At 64.8% G+C, this 15,624-nt stretch carries 14 protein-coding genes; 8 read left to right on the plus strand and 6 right to left on the minus strand.

From position 1 onward, the window contains the following. The first annotated feature begins 103 nt into the window (after positions 1 to 103). From RN01_RS17200 to RN01_RS17210, 3 genes are read left to right on the plus strand one after another with little or no spacing between them, the layout of a single operon-like run. Entirely contained in the window at positions 104 to 1,354 is a 1,251-nt protein-coding gene (locus RN01_RS17200) for a M48 family metallopeptidase (protein WP_008649928.1), read from the plus strand. Further along, a complete protein-coding gene (rsgA, locus tag RN01_RS17205; protein WP_017513150.1) occupies positions 1,351 to 2,322 on the plus strand; it encodes a ribosome small subunit-dependent GTPase A in 972 nt (323 codons plus the stop codon). Before RN01_RS17200 ends, rsgA begins: the two co-directional genes overlap by 4 nt. A gap of 34 nt (positions 2,323 to 2,356) precedes the next feature. Next, positions 2,357 to 2,674: a putative signal transducing protein gene (locus RN01_RS17210; RefSeq protein ID WP_017513151.1), complete on the plus strand. Its 318-nt coding sequence runs from the start codon at positions 2,357 to 2,359 to the stop codon at positions 2,672 to 2,674. A gap of 96 nt (positions 2,675 to 2,770) precedes the next feature. On the opposite strand, the gene RN01_RS17215 is transcribed toward RN01_RS17210, so the two are convergent. Together RN01_RS17215 and RN01_RS17220 are read right to left on the minus strand one after the other, a co-directional pair. After that, the gene (locus RN01_RS17215; RefSeq protein WP_008649924.1) at positions 2,771 to 3,751 is read right to left on the minus strand and encodes a CobD/CbiB family protein; all 981 of its coding nucleotides are present in this window, start codon (positions 3,749 to 3,751) and stop codon (positions 2,771 to 2,773) included. Positions 3,752 to 3,946: 195 nt separating this feature from the next. Continuing rightward, entirely contained in the window at positions 3,947 to 4,645 is a 699-nt protein-coding gene (locus RN01_RS17220) for a pirin family protein (protein ID WP_017513152.1), read from the minus strand. Between the two features lie 145 nt (positions 4,646 to 4,790). On the opposite strand from RN01_RS17220, the gene RN01_RS17225 reads away from it, so the two are divergent. Together RN01_RS17225 and gluQRS are read left to right on the plus strand one after the other, a co-directional pair. Beyond that, a complete protein-coding gene (locus RN01_RS17225) occupies positions 4,791 to 5,726 on the plus strand; it encodes a LysR family transcriptional regulator (protein ID WP_017513153.1) in 936 nt (311 codons plus the stop codon). Between the two features lie 41 nt (positions 5,727 to 5,767). Then, positions 5,768 to 6,700, plus strand: a complete 933-nt coding sequence (gene gluQRS / locus RN01_RS17230) for a tRNA glutamyl-Q(34) synthetase GluQRS (RefSeq protein ID WP_017513154.1) — start codon at positions 5,768 to 5,770, stop codon at positions 6,698 to 6,700. On the opposite strand, the gene RN01_RS17235 is transcribed toward gluQRS, so the two are convergent. Next, positions 6,643 to 8,139 carry a DEAD/DEAH box helicase gene (locus tag RN01_RS17235; RefSeq protein WP_017513155.1) on the minus strand — a complete coding sequence of 499 codons (1,497 nt, stop codon included), beginning with the start codon at positions 8,137 to 8,139 and terminating at the stop codon, positions 6,643 to 6,645. The genes gluQRS and RN01_RS17235 overlap by 58 nt on opposite strands. A gap of 257 nt (positions 8,140 to 8,396) precedes the next feature. Here RN01_RS17235 and RN01_RS17240 point away from each other — a divergent pair, with 257 nt between their 5' ends. Continuing rightward, positions 8,397 to 10,004: an alkaline phosphatase gene (locus tag RN01_RS17240; RefSeq protein WP_024569939.1), complete on the plus strand. Its 1,608-nt coding sequence runs from the start codon at positions 8,397 to 8,399 to the stop codon at positions 10,002 to 10,004. Between the two features lie 68 nt (positions 10,005 to 10,072). On the opposite strand, the gene RN01_RS17245 is transcribed toward RN01_RS17240, so the two are convergent. Both RN01_RS17245 and RN01_RS17250 read right to left on the minus strand, forming a co-directional pair. After that, complete coding sequence (locus RN01_RS17245; RefSeq protein WP_017513556.1) at positions 10,073 to 11,086, minus strand: tripartite tricarboxylate transporter substrate binding protein; 1,014 nt, start codon at positions 11,084 to 11,086, stop codon at positions 10,073 to 10,075. A 69-nt stretch (positions 11,087 to 11,155) separates the two neighbouring features. Next, the gene (locus tag RN01_RS17250; protein WP_017513555.1) at positions 11,156 to 12,799 is read right to left on the minus strand and encodes an acyl CoA:acetate/3-ketoacid CoA transferase; all 1,644 of its coding nucleotides are present in this window, start codon (positions 12,797 to 12,799) and stop codon (positions 11,156 to 11,158) included. A gap of 183 nt (positions 12,800 to 12,982) precedes the next feature. Here RN01_RS17250 and RN01_RS17255 point away from each other — a divergent pair, with 183 nt between their 5' ends. Next, positions 12,983 to 13,771: an IclR family transcriptional regulator C-terminal domain-containing protein gene (locus RN01_RS17255; RefSeq protein ID WP_017513554.1), complete on the plus strand. Its 789-nt coding sequence runs from the start codon at positions 12,983 to 12,985 to the stop codon at positions 13,769 to 13,771. Between the two features lie 190 nt (positions 13,772 to 13,961). Here the strand turns inward: RN01_RS17255 and RN01_RS17260 are convergent, their stop codons facing one another. After that, on the minus strand, positions 13,962 to 14,570 hold the full coding sequence (locus RN01_RS17260) for a glutathione S-transferase (protein WP_017513553.1): 609 nt from the start codon (positions 14,568 to 14,570) through the stop codon (positions 13,962 to 13,964). 270 nt (positions 14,571 to 14,840) lie between these two features. Here RN01_RS17260 and RN01_RS17265 point away from each other — a divergent pair. Further along, positions 14,841 to 15,624 (plus strand): 2-keto-3-deoxygluconate permease (locus tag RN01_RS17265; protein WP_039016708.1); only part of this gene is annotated, 784 nt, incomplete at its 3' end.

The raw sequence follows: 15,624 nt of genomic DNA on the forward strand, positions 1-15,624 counted from the left end.
TACCCAAGGGTACGGCGGGCGAACAATTTATAATTCTCGCATATCCGCCCCGATGGCCAGGTATGCATGCCTTCCGCCGCGCCATCGTCAACAAGGCCCACAGATGTTCACGCTGATCTTTCTTGCCGCACTGGTTGTCATGGTGCTGACCAAACTCTGGCTGGCCAGCCGCCAGATTCGCCATGTGGGCCGTCATCGCGGCGCCGTGCCGGAACGCTTTGCCGACACCATCACATTGTCCGCCCACCAGAAAGCGGCGGACTACACCATCGCACGCACGCGGCTGTCGATGCTCGAGGTGCTGGCCGGCGCGGCCGTCCTGATCGGCTTCACGCTGCTGGGCGGCCTGCACGCGCTGAACCAGCTCTGGCTGCACGTATTCGGCGGCGGTGGCTACTTCTATGGCGTCGCGCTGATCGCCAGCGTGGTGCTGATCGGCGGGCTGATTGACCTGCCCTTCTCGCTCTACGGCCAGTTCGTGGTCGAAGAGCGCTTCGGCTTTAACAAGATGACGTTCGGCCTGTGGCTGGCGGACTTGCTCAAGATGGCCGTGGTGGCCTGCGTTCTGGGCCTGCCGCTGCTGCTGGCCGTGCTGTGGCTGATGGACCAGGCCGGCACGTACTGGTGGGTCTGGACCTGGCTGCTGTGGATGGCGTTCAGCCTGCTGCTGCAGGTGATCTTCCCGACCTTCATCGCCCCGCTGTTCAACAAGTTCGAACCGCTCAACGACGAAACCCTGCGCGAGCGCATCGAGGCGCTGCTGCGCAAGTGCGGCTTTGCCAGCAAGGGCCTGTTCGTGATGGATGGCAGCCGACGCAGCGCCCATGGCAACGCTTATTTCACAGGCTTTGGCGCATCGAAGCGCATCGTGTTCTTCGACACCCTGCTGTCACGCCTGGACGGCGAGGAAGTGGAAGCGGTGCTGGCGCACGAACTGGGCCACTTCAAGCGTCGTCACGTGGCCAAGATGATGATCGTGACGTTTGCGCTGTCGCTGGTGTTCCTGGCCCTGCTCGGCTGGCTGGCCACGCGCGAATGGTTCTTCACCGGGCTGGGCGTGCTGCCGAACTTCGGCAGCAGCAACCACGCGCTGGCGCTGGTGCTGTTCTTCCTGACGCTGCCGGTGTTCACGTTCTTCCTGGGCCCCCTGGCCAGCGTATCGTCGCGCAAGCATGAGTTCGAGGCCGACGAATTCGCCGCGCACCAGACCAATGCTGGCCATCTGGTCTCGGCGCTGGTCAAGCTGTACAAGGACAACGCCTCGACGCTGACCCCCGACCCGCTCTACAGCGCGTTCTACTACTCGCATCCGCCCGCAGCCCAGCGGATCGACCGCTTGCTGGCGCACGCATGACCCGCAGCGCGCGCCATCACAACGCCGGGAAAGGCACCGGCAAGAACGACTCGAGCGAATCGGCACTGATTGTCGCGGCACACGGCCGGCACTATGTCGTGGAACGCGCGGACGGCACGCACCTGCATGCGTTTCCGCGCGGCAAGAAGAGCGATGCCGCCGTGGGTGACCATGTACGCGTGGAACTGGCCTCGGTCGATCAGGGTGTGATCACCGCGATCGATCCGCGCAAGAACCTGCTGCACCGCTCCGACCAGTTCAAGTCGAAGCTGCTGGCTGCGAATATCGACCAGGTCATCATCGTCCTGGCCACCGAGCCCAGCTTCTCCGAAGACCTGCTGGGCCGCGCCCTGGTATCGGCCGAAGCACTGGAAATCCGTCCGCTGGTGATCCTGAACAAGACCGACCTGACCGCGCGGCTCGATGACGCGCGGCGGCGGCTGAAGCTCTACGAGGACCTGGGCTACGAGACGCTGGAGCTATCCGTGCACGGACGCCCGGATGAGGCGCTCGCCGCGCTCAAGCCGCGCACGGCGGGCGTCTCCAGCATCATGATCGGCCAGTCCGGCATGGGCAAGTCGTCGCTGCTGAACCTGCTGATTCCGGGTGTGGAAGCGCAGACTCGCGAGATCTCCGCGAAGCTCGACTCGGGCAAGCACACCACCACGTTCACGCGCCTGTACCACCTGCCGGAGGAATGGGCAGTGGTCGACGGCCGTCCGGGTTATCTGATCGACTCGCCAGGCTTCCAGGAATTCGGTCTGCACCACCTGAGCGAAGGCATGCTGGAACGGGCCTTTCCGGAGTTCCGGCCAAGGCTGACCGAATGCCGGTTCTACAACTGCCATCACATCAACGAGCCAGGCTGCGGGGTGCTGCAGGCCATCGACGACGGCGCGATTTCCACGCGCCGGCATCAGCTCTACACGCAGTTGCTGCACGAGTCACGCCAGCAGAAGCCGTGGTAAGGTAAGCGCACCTGCCCGTTCGCTTCGCGCCATCATGAAACTGCTGCTGAGGACGCCATCGCTGGTCCACGCCGCGCACTGCGAAAACGTGCTGCGCGCGGCTGGCATCCAGGCCGAGGTCCGCAACACATGGCTGGCAGGCGCGGCGGGTGATATCCCGCTGCAGGAAAGCGCGCCCCAGGTTTGGATTCTCGATGACGCTACCGAAGCCGATGCCTGGGCGGTGCTGAATGCCGCCGCGAACCCGAGGCCGGGTCCGCACTGGCAATGCCGGCACTGCGGAGAATGGCACGAGGCGCAGTTCGCGGCGTGCTGGCGCTGTGGGCAGCCACAGGAGCAGGCCGCCGGATAGACCAGCCATCGGCCGCCGGGAGAAAGAAAAAAGCGCCAACGATGTGGCGCTTTTTTCTTTGCGAGCATTGCGATAGTCGCGAGAGTCGTTGCGGGGTCAACCCACCCACAACGCCAGCGAGATCATCGCCAGCAGAATCATCCAGAGGACCACGGCACGCCAGACCAGGCCAACCGCCGATTGCAGCGTGCGAACACCTGGATCGCTGCCGAATTCGGGCGGCACGGGGTCCGAACCATCGTCCATGCCAGGAGCATAGTCGACGCCCGCCACGCTCATGCGCAGCATCACACTCGAATCGTCCTCGGCCAGCGGCGCGCCGAGCCGGACGCCGAGCGCCCCACCACCACTGGCAAGCAGGATGCCGTTGACCGCGTCGTTCCATTTGCGCGCGTGGTTACGCCACGCGTAGACCGCATCCTCGAAGTTGCCGACGATCGCAAACCCGATCGAGGTCAGGCGCGACGGGACCCAATCGAGCACGTAGAACGCCTGCGCGGCAAAGCAACCCAGGGCCGGGCTGCGTTCGTTGGACGGGCTGTTCCACTGCCGGCTCAGATACTCGGCGGTGCGATACAGGATCACGCCACCCGGGCCGATCGGCACCAGGAACCAGAAGAACACGCCGAAGACATGGCGATGCACGGCAACGATCGCCGCTTCAAGCGTATGGCGCACGATCTCGCTGACCGGCATTTCGACCGTATCGAGCCCGGTCCACTCGTGCAGGATCGTCCTCGCGGTATGCAGGTCGTCGCGGTTGAGCGCCTCGTGGATGTCGGTGAAGTAGTGGCTGAACTGCCGGAATCCGAGGGTCAGGTACAGCAGCAGCACATTCCAGACCAGCGTGAGCGCGATGCTGATCGAAGACAGCAGATAGTGGACGATCACTACTGCCAGCGTCAGCGGCAACACCACGGTCAGCCAGGCCAGCGCGGCGTCGCGCGGGCGACCGGTATCGAATGCGTGCTCGGCCCGGTCGCCCAGCACGCGCACGATATCGAAAATCGGATTGTTCCGACCCAAGGCGCGGAACTGTTCGGCAATCAGCGCCAGAAGAATGGAAACGAAAGTCATCGGGTGACGATTAATCGGTGTGCGGCGAAGTGCCGCGGCGGTCCCTTGGCCGTATAGCCAGACGATAGCATAGCGCCCCGGTGGCTTTGCAATACTCGTGTAAGCACTGGTAAGCAAAAAGCTAAAAGCGGTAAAAATACAAAACGCCCGCCGAAGCGGGCGTCAATGCCACGAGGTAGGAAACGGATGAGCCGGTCAGGACAGATCGAAGACCAGCACCTCGGCCCCGCTGCCTTGCGACAGGTTCACGGTTTCCACGTCTTCCAGCTTCGCTGCGTCGCCAGCCTCGAGCACCTGGCCGTTCATACTGATACGCCCACGTGCCACGTGGACATAGGCGCGACGGCCCGGCGCCAACGACAGCGTGGCAGTTTCATCGCCATCGAACAGGCCCGCGTACAGGCGCACATCCTGATGGATCACCACCGAACCTTCGGCGCCGTCCGGGCTACCCACCAGGCGCAGGCGACCGCGCTTGTCGGCGGCTTCGAAGTGCTTCTCCTCGTAGCCAGGTTCGATGCCGGTCTCGTTCGGCATGATCCAGATCTGCAGGAAATGCGTCGTATCGTGCGCCGCGTGGTTGTATTCCGAATGACGCACGCCCGTGCCGGCGCTCATGCGCTGCACATCGCCCGGACGGATCACGCTGCCGTTGCCCATGCTGTCCTTGTGGGCCAGCTCGCCTTCCAGCACATAGCTGATGATCTCCATGTCCCGGTGCCCATGGGTGCCGAAGCCCATGCCCGGCGCCACGCGGTCCTCGTTGATCACGCGCAGCGACCCGAACTGGACATGGCGCGGATCGTAGTAATCAGCAAACGAGAAGCTGTGGTACGACTTGAGCCAGCCATGGTCCGCATACCCACGCTCTTCAGATTTACGGATTTCAATCATTTTGATGGCCCTCCTTGTGGCCTGGCTATCGACCCAGATGGCTAGATCCATATGGGTCAGGGGCGTTTCGATGCTAGGCAGTTTAGGGCAGCGGGAGTATATTGGCGGGCACCACATTAGAAGCAGTCGTTCAGAAAATCTGAATATGCCCCTGTCCCTGGAATCCCTCGAAGTCCTTGACGCCATCGAACGCAAGGGCAGCTTTGCCGCCGCCGCCCACGAGATGGGCAAGGTGCCCTCCGCCCTGACCTATGTCGTCCGCAAGCTCGAGGAAGATCTCGACGTGCTGCTGTTCGACCGGCGCCGCCATCGCGCCGAGCTGACACCGGCTGGCCGGGCGCTGCTCGACGAGGGCCGCCACCTGCTGCGCGCGGCCGACGACCTGGAGCGACGCATCAAGCGGCTGGCCACCGGCTGGGAAGCCAGCCTGAACATCACCGTCGACGACCTCGTCAATTTCCGCGCCCTGCTGCCCGTGATCCAGGATTTCTACGCCGAGAACACTGCCACGCGGCTGCGCTTTTCCAAAGAGGTGCTGGGCGGCGCCTGGGATGCGCTGGTCAGCAATCGCGCGGACCTGATCATCGGCGGCGCCTACGAGGCGCCAAGCACGCAGGGCTTCCAGGTGCGTGCCCTTGGTGCCATGCCGTTTGTGTTCGCGGTGGCCGCGCACCATCCGCTGGCCGCGGTCGAAGGGCCACTCACGACGATCGAGATTGCCAAGCACCGCATCGTGGCCGTGGGCGATACGTCGCGCAACCTGCCCGCGCGCACCCACGGTGTGCTGGCCGGTCAGGATGTGCTGGTGGTGCCCACCATGCGCGACAAGCTTGAAGCGCAGATCCGCGGTCTGGGCTGCGGCTGGCTGCCCGCGCCGCTCGCCCAACCGCATATCGAGAGCGGCGTGCTGCAGGCCCGGGAGACCGTGGAGGTACGCGCCCCCGGAAACTTCAAGGTAGCCTGGCGGACGAACACACGCGGCAAGGCGCTGCAGTGGTGGACGAACAAGCTCGAAGACCCTCGGCTGGCACAGGCGCTATTGCTTCAACCGCCGCACTCTCCGCTAGATCAGACCGACTGAAACAGACCGACTGCCACAGAGCGACTGAATCCCGCAGTTCCATGTCACAACGCTACCGGGGCCGCTTCGCGCCCTCCCCCACCGGTCCGCTTCATCTGGGCTCCCTGGTTACCGCGCTAGCAAGCTGGCTGGACGCGCGCGCCCATGGCGGCGACTGGCTGGTGCGGATCGAGGACATCGACTACCCGCGCTGCGTCAGGGACGCCGACAATGACATCCTGCGCACACTCGACGCACTTGGCCTGCACCCCGATGAACCGCCCGTCTGGCAAAGCCGTCGCGAAGGCCTCTACGCGGAGGCGCTGCGCCAGCTCGACGCCGCCGGCTATCTCTATCCGTGCGGCTGCACGCGCAAGGAAATCGCCGATTCGCTCGTGCACGTGCGTGAACGGCATCAGACACTCGGCTACCCGGGCACTTGCCGCAATGGCCTGCATGGCAAGCTGCCACGTGCCTGGCGCGTGCGCGTGCCAGATGGCCCGGCGGCAACGATCTGCTTTGACGACCGCTGGCAGGGCCGCCAATGCCAGAACCTGGAAACGGAACTCGGGGATTTCGTACTGAGACGGGCCGATGGGCTATGGGCCTATCAGCTTGCGGTTGTGGTCGATGACGCCGCACAGGGCATCACGCATATCGTGCGTGGAGCGGACCTACTGGATTCGACACCGCGACAGATCCACCTCCAGCATTTGCTGGGCTTGCCAACGCCGGACTATCTGCACGTGCCGGTGGTGGTCAACGCAGTCGGAGAGAAATTGAGCAAGCAGAGCGGCGCGCAAGCGCTCGATGCTTCGGCACCGCTCGATGCGCTCCGCACTGCGGGAACGCATCTGGGCATCGTGAACCAGGAGACGACGGTGGCCGCCTGGCTGGCGACCGCTACCGGTCAGTGGCTGGAACGGCTACGCGCCGTTCAAGACTTGCGCGGCACGCCGCCGAGCAGCGCGGCCACGGGGCGCTTGGGCGCCTGACGTCCACGCGTCAGCGCGGCGGCCAGTTGTTCCTCGGTCTTCGGTGCCGGCGTGTAGCTGCCCGACGGCTCGTACGGACGCGAGAAGAACGGATCGTCCGACGGACGGAACGCCTGGCGACCATTCGGCTCGGTACGGCGGCGGCGCTGCTGCTCCTCGCCCTCGCCATTGTCGCGAACGCGGCGAACTTCCGTACGCGCGCGGCGACGATCGCTGTCTTCCTGACGCGCACGCTCGCCGGTCGGATCGAAGCCGTCCAGCGAGCCGCGCGGAATGCTGCGCTTGATCAGCTTCTCGATGTCGGCCAGCAGACGGTCGTCATTGCCCGGCACGAAGATCGAAAGCGCGTCGCCGCTGGCGCCAGCCCGGCCTGTGCGGCCGATGCGGTGCACGTAGTCTTCCGCACTGAACGGCAGGTCGAAGTTGATCACGCAGGGCATGGCGGGAATGTCCAGACCACGGGCCGCCACATCGGTGGCCACCAGCGCGTCGATCGTGCCATTCTTGAAACCGTCGAGCGTCTGCATACGCTCGGTCTGCGTCTTGTCCCCGTGAATCGCGGCGGCGTTGATGCCCTCGCGCTCCAGATGACGCGCCAGACGCGAGCAACCAATCTTGCTGTTGACGAAAACGATGCACTGGCGCGACTGCTGTTCGTTGGCGCGCTGCTTGAGCAGATGCACCACGGCGGCCTGCTTGTGGCCATCCTGCACCTGATACACCACCTGACGCACGTTCTCGTTGGTCGAGTTGCTGCGCGCCACTTCGATCGTCACCGGCTGCTTCAGGTAGCTGGAGGCCAGCTTCTTGATTTCGGGCGAGAACGTGGCCGAGAACAGCAGCGTCTGGCGCTGCGCCGGAAGCAGGTTGATGATGCGCTGCAGGTCGGGCAGGAAGCCCATGTCGAGCATGCGGTCGGCCTCGTCGAGCACCAGCATCTGCACCTGCGACAGGTTCACCGACTTCTGCTGCACGTGATCGAGCAGACGGCCCGGCGTGGCCACGAGGATTTCCACGCCACGGCGCAGCGCATCGGTCTGCGGGTTCATGTCGACGCCACCGAAGACCACCGTGCTGCGCAGGTCGGTGTGCTTGGCATACCGGGCGACGTTGTCGTAGACCTGATCGGCCAGTTCGCGCGTCGGCGTCAGCATCAGCGCGCGCACCGGGTGACGCGCCGGAGAGGCACTCGCGTTGGCGAGCGGCAGCAGACGCTGAATGATCGGCAGCGCGAAACCAGCGGTCTTGCCGGTGCCGGTCTGCGCGGCGCCCATCACATCCTTGCCCAGCAACACCACGGGAATCGCCTGCGCCTGAATCGGCGTCGGCTTGGTGTAACCCTGTTCGGTCAAGGCGCGCAGAACGCGCGGATCCAGCCCGAAGCTTTCGAACGTCTGCTCTGCTGCTGGGGCCTGGTCTTGTGTGGTTGTCATCGTCATGGTTGAGGTGTCTGTGCAGGGCGCGAAGCCGTCGCAATCGGACACGCGTCTGGAACTGAGACCGGGCAAAGGGTGAATTGCCCGGAAAATCAAAGACTTGGATTCTACCATTACTGCCCGGGCGCGGTCATCCCGGACGCTAGCCAGTATCGGCGCCTGCGATGTCAACAACATGTCACATCCACGCGCGACGATGTTGCCCCGGCTCAAGCGCCGACCATACAACCCAGACAAAGCGTTCCACCACGGACTCCACCATGACCACCACCCCGCTCGTCGAGCCCAGCGATCTGACCCGACGCAGGTTCCTGCGCACTTCCCGGCGCTTTCTGGGCCTGGGCGCCAGTCTGGCGCTGGTTGGACCGGCGGTGCTCGCCGCCCCGGCCGTGGTGTCGAGCGGACGCCCGAACACGCCCGACGGCATCCAGCTTGGCGATCCGTCGGATGACGGGCTGGTGGTCTGGGCACGCGCCGAGCGTCAGTCGCGCATGGTGGTCGAATACGCCGCCGAGCCGGGTTTCCGCAATCCGATGCGCATTTCGGGCCCGCTGGCGACCAGTGAAGCCGACTTCACCGCCCGCACCGTGCTGACCGGCCTGCTGCCGGGTCAGCAATACCACGTGCGCGTCGCATTCGAGAACCCCGAGCAACGCCGTGGCATGGGCGCCTGGACGGAGGGTTCGTTCCGCACCCCGTCCCAGCAGGCCGATCGCCCGATCCGCTTCGTCTGGTCGGGCGATACGGTCGGCCAGGGCTGGGGCATCAACCCCGACCTCGGCGGGATGCGCATCTATGAAGCGATGCGCCAGCGCAACCCGGACTTCTTCATCCACAGCGGCGACACGATCTACGCGGACAGCCCGATCACGGCCGAGCAGAAAGCCGAGGATGGCCGCATCTGGCGCAACCTGGTGACGGAGGAAGTCAGCAAGGTCGCCGAGACGCTGAAGGAGTTCCGCGGCCGTCATCGCTACAACATGATGGACACCAACGTGCGCCGCTTTGCGAGCCAGGTCCCGCAAATCTGGCAGTGGGACGACCACGAGATCACCAACAACTGGTCGGACTCGAAGGATCTCTCCGGCGACGCGCGCTATACGGAAAAAGACGTGCGCGTGCTGGTCGCGCGCGGCAGCCGCGCCTTCCTGGAAAACGCGCCGATGCGCTGGCACCGCCAGGGGCTTGCCGAGCGCGTGCATCGCAAGATCGGCTACGGACCGCTACTCGACGTGTTCGTGCTCGACATGCGCAGCTTCCGCGGCCCAAATGGCTATAACCGCGAGACGACCGAGAGCGCGGCCACGGCATTCCTCGGCAATGCGCAGCTCGAATGGCTGGTGGCGGAACTGATGGCATCGCAGGCCACCTGGAAGGTCATCGCCGCTGATATGCCGATTGGCCTTGGCGTGCCCGACGGCAAGGACGCTCAGGGGCGTCCGCGCTGGGAAGCCATCGCCAACGGCGACGGTCCGGCGCTGGGACGCGAACTGGAAACCGCCCGACTGCTCACGCGCATCCGACAGGCCGGCATCAAGAATGTGGTGTGGGTGACGGCGGACGTGCACTACTGCGCCGCCCACCACTACTCGCCAGAACGCGCGGTGTACAAGGATTTCGATCCGTTCTGGGAATTCGTGGCCGGCCCGCTCAATGCAGGCAGCTTCGGCCCGAACCCGCTCGACAACACGTTCGGGCCGCATGTCGCATTCCAGAAGGCACCCACCGCGCAGAACATGTCGCCGTTTGCCGGCTATCAGTTCTTCGGCGAGGTCAACATCGACCCCGCCTCGCGCGCGCTAACCGTCGATCTGCGTGACCTGAACGGCGTGTCGCAGTATTCGCAGACGCTGCAGGCGCAGGCCTGAGCGTCCTCGCGAAGCCGCCGACCGAAACGCCGGACGGCGGTGTCGATCGGCGGTATCAATCGCCGGTATCAATCGCTCTTGATACCGTTGTCCTGAATGACCTTGCCCCACTTCGCGTAGTCATTGCGCATACGCGTGGCGAACTGGTCGGAAGGCAGGTACGAGGCCACGGTGCCGGCGCCCAGCATCTTCTGCTCGACGGTCGGATCGGCCAGCGCCCCCCTGAGCGCGGCCGACAGCTTGGCCACGATCTCCTTGGACGTGCCGGCCGGCGCCAGCAAGCCACCCCACGACGCTGCGTCGAATCCCGGGAAGCCCTGCTCCGCCACGGTCTTCACCTCGGGCGCGAAGCTCACGCGCTTGCTTGACCCCACGGCGATCGCACGCAGCTTGCCCGCCTTGATGTGCGGCAGCGCGGCAATCATGTCCGAGAACATCATCGGCACCTGTCCGGCCAGCACGTCGGACATGGCCGGCGCGCTGCCTTTGTAAGGCACGTGCTGCACGTCGAAGTGACCGAGGTTTTTCAGAAGCTCCGTCGACAGATGGCCGAAGCTGCCATTGCCCGCGCTGGTGTAGTTCATCTGGCCGGGGTTGGCCTTGGCCTTTGCGATGTACTGCTGCAGGTTGGTCACATCGGGCAGCGCGTGCGGATTGACCACCATCACGATCGGCAGCTCATATGCGTTACCGATAGGCGCGAAGTCCTTGAAGATGTCGTAGCCCTTGCGCGGCAGCAGATACGGCGCCAGCAGCGTCGGCGTGGCAAGCATCACGATCGTGTAGCCGTCAGGCGTGGCCTTGGCCACGGTCTCGGTGCCGATGGTGCCTGATGCGCCCGGACGATTGTCGATGACGATCGGCTGCTTGAGCGTCTCGCTCATCTTCTGGCCGATGATGCGCGCAGCGGTATCGGTGGGACCACCGGCCGGGAACGGCACGACCAGCCGGATCGGCTTGTCCGGGTAGTTTGCCTGGGCCTGCGCCGTGGCAGGAACGAACGGCAGCAGTGCCGCCACGGCGAGCGCGGACAGCGCCAGGCGGCGATGGGTACGTTGATGACGGTGACTACGGTATTGCACGTTGCTTCCTCCAATTGCTGCCGGCGAACAGGACACGCCGGCCTGCTTTCTCGTTTTTGAAAATCCGTTTCAGAGCTTCATGACGCCCGGCCGGAACAACCGCGCGTCCATCAGGCGCAGGTCATCGGCCACCGCGACCGGCGTGGCGCATTGATCGAGCACGTCGCGTTGCAGGTCCACGCCGGGGGCGATCTCGACCAGCGTCAGGCGAGCATCGCCCTGCGCGTCAGCGCGCATTTCGAACACGGCACGTTCGGTGATGTAGAGCACAGGCACACCGAGCGACGCCACGTACGGGCCGTTGAAGCTCAGATGCGATACCTCGGGCACGATCTTCTTCACGCGACCCTCGCGCGCGATCCGCAACTGGTCCTGCTCGACCCGCACCTCGAGGCCGCCGGCTGTCAGCGTGCCCATGAACACCACGGCGCGTGCGCTCTGGGTGATGTTGATAAAGCCGCCAACGCCAGCGATCAACGCGCCCTCGCCTTCCCCGAACTTGCTCACGTTGACGTTGCCGTGCCCGTCGAGTTCAGCCAGACCGAGGATCGCCAGGTCGATGCCGCCGCCTTCGTAGAAGTCGAATTGCGCGGGCTGGTCGACCACCGCCTCGGGATAGGCCGACGCGCCGAAGCTCAGTCCATCCGCCGGCGTGCCGCCGATCGGACCGGCTTCCACGGTCAGCGTGAATCCGCCCAGGCCGGCCTGATGCGCCAGCGCGCCAACCGCGGCCGGCATCCCGACACCCAGGTTCACCACGCGCGGTTTGCGTGCCGCTAGCTCCATGACGGCGCGCCGCTGCACGATCGTGCGCGCATCGAGTGGCGCCGACGCATCGGGCAGCACCTCGGCTTCCTTCGCCCGCTCCGCGGCCTCGGCGGCTTCACCGCGCCACGGCCTGACGTAGGCTTCGTTGTAGGCCTCGGCAAACGTCATCAGGTGATGCCCGGGCTGTTCACTGACCACCACGTAGTCCACCAGAATGCCCGGCACGTGGATGGCCTGCAGGGTCTCGTGGTAGTCGACCACCGACTCCACCTGGGCGATCACGATGCCGCCCGAGTTGTGCGCGGCTTGCGCCATTGCCAGCAGTTCGTGGTGGAAGGCCTCGCGATGCGTGCTGAGATTGCCGCGCGTGTCGGACGCCGTGCAGCGGATCAGCGCGCAATCAATGCGGAAGCTCGGATAGAACAGATATTCGTCGCCACGGAAGTCGACCGCCTCTACCCAGTTCGCTGTACCGGCGGCAATGGCATCGCGGGCACGCTGGTTGACCGCGCCACCGTGGTAACGAGCGTCCTTCTCGACACGAGGATCGACGAACGTATGCAGACCGATCTTGGTCAGCACGCCGGGCTTGCCGCCTGCGATGGCCCGATAGAGATGCGTGAGCACGCCCTGTGGCAGGTTGAAGCCTTCGCACTGCTCGGTCATCGCCAGCGTGGCCAGCCGCGTGGCGGAGCGCCAGTGACCGCCGACAACCGCCCGGGTCATGCCGACGTTACCGAAATGGTTCACACCACGGGCGCCCCGGTCGCCCTGCCCGGCCGAATACACCAGCGTCAGGTCTCGTGGCAGCGCCTCGCGCAAGAAGCGCTGCTCGAGCGCCTCAGTCACCCCTTCGGCGTGTCCCGCGCCGACAAACCCGGCGCTAGCCACGGTCCAGCCGCTCTGCACGAGCGCGGCCGCCTGCGCGGTGGTGATCACCTTCATTGCTGTCTCCTGGTTTTTCTGGTTTTTTCTGGTTTTCTGGCGTTTCCGGATTGTCCTGCCATCGTGGTTTTCGCCGAACCACGTTTTGCGAACATTTGTTCGGAAAACGCATATCATACGGATCGGCAGCCCGGACGCAAGCCCGGTCTGACCCTCGGATACCTTTCACTGACCTCCACGCCAATGCCTGACGACCACGCTCCGGAGATCCCGAAGAAGGAAGAACTGCTCGATTCGCTGACCAAGGGGCTTGCGCTGCTGCGGCTGTACGCCAGCGGCGTGGAGCGTCTGACAATGCAGGAGGTGGCGGAAGAACTCGACGTCACCCGCGCGGCCGCGCGCCGGCTGCTGCTGACGCTGGCGCACAACGGCTACCTGGCGCAGGAAGGCCGGCAGTTTGCCCTGACACCAAAAGTGATGGATCTGGGCTACGCGTACTTTGCGTCGATGAACCTGCCGCAACTGGCCCGGCCCTACTTGCAGGCACTCTGCGCCGAAGTCGGCGAAAGCTGCTCGGTCGGGATGCTTGACCAGGAATCCGTGGTGCTGGTCGCGCGCGAGGAACCCAGCCTGCTACTGCGCGTGGACATGGCCATCGGCCGCCGGATGCCGGCATATGCGCACTCGCTCGGCCGCGTGCTGCTGGCGGGGCTCGACGCCGAAGCGCTCGACGCCTATCTCGCGCAAGCTGAACTCAGGCAACTGACGCCATTCACGATCAGTTCGGGCCCCGCGCTGGCGCGCAAGCTCGAAGCGGTGCGCGCCGACGGCTTCTGCACGCTGATCAGTGAACTGGCGGATGGCTTCGCCGGCATCTCGGTGCCGCTGCATGACCAGACCGGGAAGACCGTGGCTGGCCTGGGCCTGAGCATGGTGCTGGGTAGCCGCGATCAGGCTTATCTCGAAAAACACTACCTGCCGCCTCTGCGACGCACGGCGGCGCAGATCGAGTCGATCCTGAAAGCACGCTGACGACACACTGCCCACGCGCAAACGGCCCCGAAAGGAAAAAGCCCCGCTGGCCGGGGAGGTCGCGGGGCTGAAGTGGTAGCGGGGCAAGGATCCAGTCGCCCCAAGGGCTATCTTGGTGGAAGACCTGCGGCTCGGCATCACCCGAATGTGGGGAAAAGCGTGGGGTAACGCACCTAACTTCCGCGAAAAATCATGCGTGCGGCAGATCCTGGAACGGAGCGAACCGTTCGACCGCCGACGTGAACGCCGCCAGCGCCGGATGCCGCGCTGGGTCGACCTTTCCCGGCAACATGGCCTGCGTGAACGTCCAGACCACGGCAGCAGTCAGCCCTGCCTGATCGAGCGCGCGGGCGTCGGCCGGCACCGGCATTCTGGCGATCTCCTGCTCCAGCAGTTCAAAGGCGGCCGCGCGCTGGCCGTCGATCCGTTCCAGCCAGGGCTCATGCTGCTTGGCCTCGGGCCGAAGGTTGTGCTCGTAGACGTTCTGCACAACCTTTTCGCAGGCCGCCAACGCCAGGCCAATCGTGCGCAGCGCGTGCTGGCGATCCGCCAGACCCTCGGGCATCAGGCTGCGGCCAGCCAGCGTTTCCGCGTAGTCGATGATCAGCGTCGAATCCATCAGCACAACACCGTTATCGCAAACCAGCGACGGCGCCTTGACCACCGGGTTGATCGCGCGGAACTGGTCGAAGGTACGGAATACCGACACCGATTCATGCGTGAACGGCAAGTCGAGCAGGCGCAGCGCGATGGCGACGCGGCGTACGTAGGGAGAATCGAGCATCCCGATCAGTCTCATTTCCTTGGCTCCGGTGGCTGGGTGACGCGGCGATTTCCGCGCCGGGACGCATACGATAGCGCAGCCCGGACGCACATGCAGCGTGCCGCACGTGACAGCACATGACCGCGTCGCTCAAGCAATCCAATGATCATTTCGATCATATCAATGATTGAACTGGTCAAAAAATCGCATTTCGCCTACACTCCGCACCTGAATTGATCGATTCAATCAATTCATTGATCAAAACACACAGGCTGCCGCGCACCCCAGGCGCGGCTGGAGACGAACATGCAGATTCATATCAAGCGCGCCATCGAGCGCGTGCCGGGCGGCATGATGATCGTGCCGTTGCTGATCGGTTCACTGGTTGCCACCTTCGCGCCTGACGGCCCGAAGTTCTTCGGGTCATTCACCAACGCGCTGTTCACCGGCGCCCTGCCGATCCTGGCGGTGTTCTATGTCTGCATGGGCGCCAGCATCAACATCAAGGCCACCCCATACATCGTCAAGAAAGGCGGCGTGCTGTTCGCCACCAAGGTAGGCACGGCGATGCTGCTGGGCGTGATCCTCGGCCACTTCCTCGGCGAGTCGCCGATCAGCGCGGGCATGTTCGCCGGCCTCTCCACGCTGGCCGTGGTGGCCGCGATGAACGACACCAACGGCGGCCTGTACATGGCGCTGATGGGTCAGTACGGCCGGCCCGAGGACGTCGGCGCCTACTCGATCATGTCGCTGGAATCGGGGCCGTTCCTGACCATGGTGACGCTGGGCGTGGCTGGTCTTTCGGCATTCCCCTGGCCGACACTGGTTGGCAGTATCCTGCCGCTGATGCTGGGCATGCTGCTCGGTAACCTCGATCGCGAGATGCGCGACTTCCTCAGCAAGGCCGTTCCCGTGATGATTCCGTTCTTCGCGCTGGCGCTGGGCGCGGGCCTCGATCTGCACAAGGTCTGGCAGGCCGGCATGCTCGGCCTCGGCCTGGGTGTGGCAGTGGTGGTGGTCACCGGCTTCGCGCTGTATATCGCGGACCGCCTGAGCGGCGGCACGGGTGTGGCGGGCGGTGCGGCGGGCA

Source organism: Cupriavidus sp. SHE (assembly GCF_000812445.1).
Classification (GTDB): domain Bacteria; phylum Pseudomonadota; class Gammaproteobacteria; order Burkholderiales; family Burkholderiaceae; genus Cupriavidus; species Cupriavidus metallidurans.

Bases quoted from the DNA above. Each gene is read 5' to 3' on its own strand.
- RN01_RS17220 (WP_017513152.1), bottom strand. From the start codon at position 4,645: ATGATTGAAATCCGTAAATCTGAAGAGCGTGGGTATGCGGACCATGGC.
- RN01_RS17235 (WP_017513155.1), bottom strand. From the start codon at position 8,139: ATGACGATGACAACCACACAAGACCAGGCCCCAGCAGCAGAGCAGACG.
- RN01_RS17200 (WP_008649928.1), top strand. From the start codon at position 104: ATGTTCACGCTGATCTTTCTTGCCGCACTGGTTGTCATGGTGCTGACC.
- gluQRS (WP_017513154.1), top strand. From the start codon at position 5,768: ATGTCACAACGCTACCGGGGCCGCTTCGCGCCCTCCCCCACCGGTCCG.
- RN01_RS17225 (WP_017513153.1), top strand. From the start codon at position 4,791: ATGCCCCTGTCCCTGGAATCCCTCGAAGTCCTTGACGCCATCGAACGC.
- RN01_RS17215 (WP_008649924.1), bottom strand. From the start codon at position 3,751: ATGACTTTCGTTTCCATTCTTCTGGCGCTGATTGCCGAACAGTTCCGC.
- RN01_RS17260 (WP_017513553.1), bottom strand. From the start codon at position 14,570: ATGAGACTGATCGGGATGCTCGATTCTCCCTACGTACGCCGCGTCGCC.
- RN01_RS17240 (WP_024569939.1), top strand. From the start codon at position 8,397: ATGACCACCACCCCGCTCGTCGAGCCCAGCGATCTGACCCGACGCAGG.
- RN01_RS17210 (WP_017513151.1), top strand. From the start codon at position 2,357: ATGAAACTGCTGCTGAGGACGCCATCGCTGGTCCACGCCGCGCACTGC.
- RN01_RS17255 (WP_017513554.1), top strand. From the start codon at position 12,983: ATGCCTGACGACCACGCTCCGGAGATCCCGAAGAAGGAAGAACTGCTC.
- rsgA (WP_017513150.1), top strand. From the start codon at position 1,351: ATGACCCGCAGCGCGCGCCATCACAACGCCGGGAAAGGCACCGGCAAG.
- RN01_RS17250 (WP_017513555.1), bottom strand. From the start codon at position 12,799: ATGAAGGTGATCACCACCGCGCAGGCGGCCGCGCTCGTGCAGAGCGGC.